The sequence below is a fragment of the Kumtagia ephedrae genome (genome assembly GCF_003012745.1).
GTDB lineage: Bacteria > Pseudomonadota > Alphaproteobacteria > Rhizobiales > Rhizobiaceae > Kumtagia > Kumtagia ephedrae.
Window position 1 is genome coordinate 22,803 of record NZ_PXYK01000047.1, and the last position, 6,537, is coordinate 29,339.

Annotated in this window: 9 protein-coding genes; 2 read left to right on the plus strand and 7 right to left on the minus strand. The window is 68.9% G+C overall.

Annotation, left to right across the window (positions count from 1 at the left end; translation table 11 throughout):
- Window positions 1–24: 24 nt before the first annotated feature.
- Complete coding sequence (locus C7I84_RS28170) at window positions 25–798, minus strand: ComF family protein (RefSeq protein WP_106775537.1); 774 nt, start codon at window positions 796–798, stop codon at window positions 25–27.
- Window positions 799–874: 76 nt separating this feature from the next.
- Between C7I84_RS28170 and C7I84_RS28175 the strand changes: the two genes are divergently transcribed.
- Complete coding sequence (locus tag C7I84_RS28175) at window positions 875–1,756, plus strand: methyltransferase domain-containing protein (protein WP_106775544.1); 882 nt, start codon at window positions 875–877, stop codon at window positions 1,754–1,756.
- A gap of 2 nt (window positions 1,757–1,758) precedes the next feature.
- On the opposite strand, the gene C7I84_RS28180 is transcribed toward C7I84_RS28175, so the two are convergent.
- From C7I84_RS28180 to C7I84_RS28205, 6 genes are all read right to left on the minus strand, one after another.
- Window positions 1,759–1,950 (minus strand): Flp family type IVb pilin, encoded by a 192-nt coding sequence (locus C7I84_RS28180; RefSeq protein WP_106775538.1) that lies wholly within the window; start codon window positions 1,948–1,950, stop codon window positions 1,759–1,761.
- 96 nt (window positions 1,951–2,046) lie between these two features.
- Window positions 2,047–2,373 (minus strand): hypothetical protein, encoded by a 327-nt coding sequence (locus tag C7I84_RS28185; RefSeq protein ID WP_106775539.1) that lies wholly within the window; start codon window positions 2,371–2,373, stop codon window positions 2,047–2,049.
- An 86-nt stretch (window positions 2,374–2,459) separates the two neighbouring features.
- The gene (locus C7I84_RS28190; RefSeq protein ID WP_106775540.1) at window positions 2,460–2,867 is read right to left on the minus strand and encodes a (deoxy)nucleoside triphosphate pyrophosphohydrolase; all 408 of its coding nucleotides are present in this window, start codon (window positions 2,865–2,867) and stop codon (window positions 2,460–2,462) included.
- Window positions 2,864–3,628 carry a GNAT family N-acetyltransferase gene (locus tag C7I84_RS28195; protein ID WP_106775545.1) on the minus strand — a complete coding sequence of 255 codons (765 nt, stop codon included), beginning with the start codon at window positions 3,626–3,628 and terminating at the stop codon, window positions 2,864–2,866. Before C7I84_RS28195 ends, C7I84_RS28190 begins: the two co-directional genes overlap by 4 nt.
- Before the next feature lie 20 nt (window positions 3,629–3,648).
- Window positions 3,649–4,890 carry a bifunctional glutamate N-acetyltransferase/amino-acid acetyltransferase ArgJ gene (gene argJ, locus C7I84_RS28200; RefSeq protein WP_106775541.1) on the minus strand — a complete coding sequence of 414 codons (1,242 nt, stop codon included), beginning with the start codon at window positions 4,888–4,890 and terminating at the stop codon, window positions 3,649–3,651.
- A gap of 119 nt (window positions 4,891–5,009) precedes the next feature.
- Entirely contained in the window at window positions 5,010–5,885 is an 876-nt protein-coding gene (locus C7I84_RS28205) for an arginase family protein (protein WP_106775542.1), read from the minus strand.
- 311 nt (window positions 5,886–6,196) lie between these two features.
- On the opposite strand from C7I84_RS28205, the gene C7I84_RS28210 reads away from it, so the two are divergent.
- The coding region (locus tag C7I84_RS28210; protein WP_207771086.1) for a RidA family protein at window positions 6,197–6,537 on the plus strand (341 nt) is incomplete at its 3' end.

Sequence of the window (6,537 nt, forward strand, 5' to 3'; positions counted from 1 at the left end):
CCGTTGTCAGGCGTATATAGTCGCTCAGTCTTCCGGCAGGAAGTCCCCAGGCAGGACACGCGCGAAGGTGAGCACGTCGACGGCGGCCGCACCGCCCCTGCGCAGCGCCCGCGTCACCGCCGCCACGGTGGCGCCGGTCGTATAGACGTCGTCGATCACCAGCACCCGGCGGCCGCGCACCCCGTCCGCCGCTGCCGCCGGCACGGCGAAGGCCGCGCGCACGTTCTCCGCGCGCTCGCGCTGTCCGAGGCCGACCTGCTGGCGGGTCGCCTTCACCCGCTGCAGCGCGCCGGGCTCGAACGGCAGCCCGGTCAGCCGCGCCACGCCGCGCGCCAGTTCGGCCGACTGGTTGAAGCGCCGGCGGAAGAACCGCCGCCTGTGCAGCGGCACCGGCACGATCAGGTCGGCATCGGGGAACAGCTCGAAGCCGGCGCGCACCATCCACTTGCCCATCCAGGGCGCGAGGTCGGTGCGGTCGTTGTATTTCAACCGCTGCACCATCTGCCGGGCCACGCCGGCATAGGCGACGGCTGCGCGGGCGCGCTCGAAGGGCGGCGGGCTGGCGATGGCTTCGGCCGAGAGAAAGCCTTCGCCCATGTCGTGCGGAAACGGTGTCCCCATCACAGGGCACCACGGCCGGTCGAGCAAGCGCAAGCCCGTCCAGCAGACGCCGCACAGCACACCGGGCTCGCCGACCTGGCGGCCACAGCCGGCGCAGAGCGGCGGGAACAGCAGCCGCGCCGGCATTTCCCGCGCCGCGGCGGCAACAGCCTTGAAGTGCGCCCCCCAATCCGCCATGAGATCGTTTCCCCGAGCGGGACCATAGCAGATGCGCGCGCAGGCCGCGCGCACTTCCCGAGACGCGGAGCTCGCCGTGCAGCCGATCATCGACACCGACCTCTCGCTCCGGCACAAGCGCCGGGCGCTGGCGCAGCCCGTCGCGGGAGCGGATTTTCTGATGCGCCGCGTCGCCGAGGATCTCGGCGACCGGCTGGCCACGGTCGGGCGCACATTCGACGAGGCGGCGGCACTCTTCTGCCTCACCGAGGACGCCCGCAAAACCGTGCTCGCCAGCGGCAAGACGGTCATGGTGACGCGGGTGGAAGCCGACCCGGCGTTGCTCGGGGAAACGGCCGGCCTGGTCGCAGCGCCGGAAACAGTGCCGTTCGGGTCGGAAAGCCTCGACCTCGCCGTCTCGCTGCTGACGCTGCATGAAGCGAACGACATTCCGGGCGTGCTGGTGCAGATCCGCCGCGCGCTGCGGCCGGACGGGCTGTTCCTCGGCGCCATGGCCGGTTCAGGCACGCTGGCCGAACTGCGCGAAAGCCTGCTGCTCGCCGAGAGCGAGCTGTCCGGCGGCGCCAGCCCGCACATCATTCCTTTCGCCGACGTGCGCGACGTCGGCGCCTTGCTGCAGCGCGCCGGCTTCGCGCTGCCCGTGGCCGACGTCGAGACCGTGACGGTCCGCTATTCCGACATGTTCGCCTTGATGCGCGACCTCAGGGCCATGGGCGCGACGAGCGCGCTCACCGATCGGCCGCGCCGCTTCACGCCGCGCACGATGTTCCTGCGGGCGGCGCAAGTCTATGCCGAGCGCTTCTCCGATCCGGACGGACGGATCCGCGCGACGTTCTCGATCGTCTGGATGTCCGGCTGGGCGCCGGCGCCGACCCAGCAGAAGCCGCTCAGGCCGGGCTCCGCCAAGGCATCGCTGGCCGAGGCGCTGCGCGCGCCAAAGGGAGGCGGTCCAGCCTGATCCTACGATCCGTCGCCGCCTTCGAGCGCCTGCACCAAGCGGCTATTGTTGTCGCTCCAGAGGAACGTCAGGTTCTCGCCGAGCGCACCGATGCCGACGACGATGGCCAGCGACAGGACGGCGACGATCAGCCCGTATTCGATGGCGGTCGCGCCCTTGTTGTCATCCACAAAGCTGCGGGTGAGCTTGCTCATGCCGAAATTCCCCTCTCGGCGGGGAGACTAGCGGCAAGAGCTTAAGGAAGGTTAACGCCGCAGCCTTAACCGCGCGTGAAACGCGCCGCGCTGTTTCTATCGACCGGCCGGCGGGCAGTCGCCGCTTCTGCCGCCGTTGTCGCGAATGATGCAGACGGCGTCCGGCGATGACTGCAGGACGCTTCGCCGCACGGTATAGGTGCCGTCGTAGCCGATCGAGCCGGTCGCCGTATAGTCGATGCCCGGCACCACGGTGGACCGGGCCATGTCCCGTCCCAGCCGATGGTCGAGGACCTGCGCGGTGAAGAGTGCGATCGCCACCGCGACGGATCCGAACAGGAGGGCGATCCGCAGAACGCTGCCGCTGGCGATTTCCAGCAGGGATCGCTCGCGAAAACGCTCTTCTTCGTCGTCAAATCCCATGTTTTTTCGCCCCGACGCCGCGGAATCTCGCCCGATTCCGAAGGCATTTCGATCATATTCGATTGAAATTTTCGTTAATCGACGGCTCAGAGCAGGTCGATGAGGAACGGGATCAGCGGCTCGTCGGCCGGCGGCATGGGATAGTCGCGCATCTTCTGCGGCCGCACCCACTTCAGCCTCTGCCCTTCCTGCGGCATCGGGACGCCCGAAAAGCGCCGGCAGACGAACAGCGGCATCAGCAGGTGGAAGCTCTCGTAGGAATGGCTGGCGAAGGTGAGCGGCGCCAGGCAGGCCGTCCTGGTCTCGACGCCGATCTCCTCGCGCAATTCGCGGATCAGCGTCTCCTCCGGCGTTTCGCCGGGCTCCACCTTGCCGCCCGGGAACTCCCACAGGCCGGCCAGCGTCTTGCCTTCCGGCCGCTGCGCCAACAGCACGCGGCCGTCCGCGTCCACCAGCGCGCAGGCCGCAACCAGCAGGATCGGCTTGACCGTCATAGGCTTCGATCCTCCGGCGGCTGCCGATAGTGATAGCGGTAGATCTCGCGGAAGCCGAGCGTGTCGTAGAGCTTGAGCGCCGGCTCGTTGTCGGCCTCCACCTGCAGCCAGGCGATGCGCGCCCCGCGCATGCGGGCCCATTTCAGCGCCGACAGCACGACCCGGCGGCCGTAGCCCCTGCCGCGCTCGACCGCCGCCGTCGCGACCTCGAACAGTCCCGCCAGCTCACCGTCATGCACGCAGATGGCGGTGGCCAGCGGCCTGCCGTCCTGCTCCAGCACGAACAGGCCGGCTTCCGGCTCGATCGAGCCGATGACGTCGGCCAATCCCGCCTGCTGCGACGCATCCTGTCCGCGCACGGAGATGGCCGCCGCAACGAAGCGGCCGACATCCTTCAGCGGGATCTGGTCGAGCGCGGCCTCGACCACGGCGTCGTCGAGGTCGAGCCGCATCACCGCCGATTCGGCGAAACGCGGCCAGCCGAGGCCGTCGAGGTGATCGGCGATCGCCTTGGCGGCGAGCGGCGAAAGCCGCATCGTGGTGGTGCGCCCGGCCGCCTCGAAATGCTTCGCCGCCCGCTCCAGCCGTGCCCCGATCTCGGAGACGTCGCGCGGGTCGAGCGGGTTGATGGAGTTCAGCCGCCGCCCCGCATGGGCCGGGGTCAGGCGGATCGCCCAGGTCCCGTCATAATGGACCGACCCCGCCGGCCAGGCCCGGAACCCCGCCGCCTCGAAGCGCCGGACCGTGGTGAGTTCTGGCATGGCGAAGACGGACAAGGGCGTCAGCTTCGATAGTCGCCGTTGATGGCGACATATTCCTTGGTGAGGTCGCAGGTCCACACCGTGGCCTTGCCGCGTCCGAGCCCGAGATCGACGCGGATCGCGATCTCGTCCCGCTTCATGTAGGCGGAGGTCTCCGCCTCCGAATAGGAGGAATCGCGCTCGCCGTCGACGGCCAGCCGGTTGTCGCCGAACCAGATCGCCAGCCGGTCGCGGTCGGCCGGCTCGCCGGCCTTGCCGACGGCCATGACGACGCGCCCCCAATTGGCGTCCTCGCCGGCGACCGCCGTCTTGACCAGCGGCGAATTGGCGATCGACAGCGCGATGCGCTTGGCCGAGCGCGCCGACTTCGCCCCCGTCACCGTCACCTCGACCTGCTTGCGCGCGCCCTCCCCGTCGCGCACCACCTGCAGCGCCAGGTTCTTCAGGACGCGGTTCAACGCGCGCTTGAACTGGCCGAGACGCGGGTCGGCGGCGTCGGCGATGGCCGGGGCGCCGCGTTTTGCCGCCGCGCCCGTGGCGAACAGCATCAGCGTGTCGCTGGTCGAGGTATCGCTGTCGACCGTCACGGCATTGAAGGTCGATCCCACGCCCCCGGCGAGCAGCGCCTGCAGCGCCGGGGCGGCGATCGGTGCGTCGGTTGCGATGAAGGACAGCATCGTCGCCATGTCGGGCGCGATCATGCCGGCGCCCTTGGCGATGCCGTTGATGGTGACCTCGGCGTCGCCCAGCCTGACGGTGGCGGTCGCCACCTTCGGATAGGTGTCGGTCGTCATGATCGCCCTGGCAGCGTCGAGCCAGCGGCCGGGCGCCGCCTCCTTCGCCATGCCGGCCAGCAGATGCGAGAAGCGCCCGGCATCCAGCGGCTCGCCGATGACGCCGGTCGACGCCAGGAACACCTCGCCGGTGGCGCCGCCGACGGCCCTGGCTGCCGCGTCGGCGGTCATCCGCGTCGTCTCGCGGCCCTTCTTTCCGGTGAAGGCATTGGCATTGCCGGAATTGACCACCAGCATCCGCGCCTTGCCGCCGGCAAGGTTCTGCCGGCAGAAGTCGACCGGTGCCGAAGGGCATTTCGAGCGGGTGAACACGCCCGCCGCCGCAGTGCCCGCGTCGAACACCATCGCAAGCAGGTCCGTGCGGTCCCTGTACTTTATCCCCGCCTCCGCGGTGGCGATGCGCACACCATCGACGGCAGGCATTTTCGGATATTTTTTCGGAGCGAGCGGAGAGACGGTGGCGGACATCGGGCCTCGGTGCGGAGCGCTTGCAGCGTTGCGCACCGTTTGCATCAGGCGAGGCCGTTGCGCAAGCCTCCCTCGGGCGTTGGCAAGCGTTGGGCGTTCCCCATCCGCCGCCGCTGCGATCAGGCCGTCATGCCGGAGGCCACCGTGTCGACGAAACGGCCGACGATCGATCCATCCGGATCGAGCGACGGATTGAGGATCGTGATGTTCATGCCGATGACCCGCCCGGTCGCAAAGGCTGGCCGCAGCACATGGACGAGCTCGTCCCAGCCGAGTCCGCCTTCCACGATGTGGTCCACCGCCGGCATGATGGCAGCGTCGAGCACGTCGGCATCGAGGTGCAGCCAGAAGCCGTCGAGCCGCGCGAGATGCTCCAGCGCCCGGTCGGCTGCCGCCGCGATGCCAATGTCGCGGATGCGTGCGAGATTGATGAGGTGGACGTCGCTTTCCTCGATACGCTGGCTGCCGGACTCCTCCGAATCCTGTTCGTCGCGACGGCCGAAGGCGACGACGTCCTCCTCGCGGATCAGCGGCGAACGTCCTTCCGGCCTGGCAAGCACAGTATCGTGCCGGCCCGCTGCGACCGCCAGTTCCATCGAGGCGACCTCCCCCTTCGGCTCCGCCGCGGGCTGGAAGAAATCCGCATGGCCGTCGAGGAAAAGCAAGCCGGAACGCCCGCGCCGGCGCGCCGCGAGCAGGCAGCCGAGCAGGATCGAGCAGTCGCCGCCAAGCACGACCGGCATGTCGCCGGCCTCCAGCAGCGGACCGATCGCATCCGCCAGCGTGATCGTATAGGAGGCGATGCCGGCGAGATTCAGAACGCCCGTGGCGGCATCGACCCGCGGATCGTGATCCGGCGGGACAACCTCACCGCCAAGCCGCGCGCCGATCTTTTCGGCAAGTCCGGCAGCGAGCAGCGCCTTGGGCAACATCGCCACGCCGCCCGTCGACAGTCCGAGCCTCGAAGGCGCTTCCAGGATGGTGCGTGTGACCATGCCGGGTGAACGACCTTGCCTCGTCGCGGTTGCATCGCTCCTGCCACCCGCTGTCACGCCCGACCGGCAGACTCGATCAGGACCCGAGTGGGCCACCGGAAGATGGCGGGAGGTGACGCACGACGCCGCATCGCGGCCGCCAATGCCCGTCAGGCAGCCCGGCCTCCGCTTTCGCACAATACGCAACCGAAGATGACGTCGTTCTGTTCGAAGGCACGGCTATCCCCGCCTCGCCGAATCCGACAAACTCGGATCGAGGCGCTGCTGAGGACGGAGCATCGCCAAATCCCAAGACCATGGAGGAGACAATGTTGCGGAAGTTCAATCCGGAAGGAGTTGCGGCGTCGCCCGCCTACAGCCAGGGCGCTGAGGCGACGTCGCCGCAGCGCATCCTGTTCGTCTCCGGTCAGGTAGGAATCCGGCGGGATGGCAGCATCGCCGAAGGGGTCGCCGAGCAGGCCAGAATTGCCGTGGAGAACCTGAATGCCGTCCTGGCAGACGCCGGAATGAGCATCGACGACGTCGCCAAGTTCACCATCTACCTGACCGACGAGAGCAATCTCGAAGGGTTCATGACGTCAGGCATCAGCCTCCCGTCGCCACCACCTGCCGCGACGCTGCTCTTCGTCAAGGCCCTGGCTTCGCCGCAGCT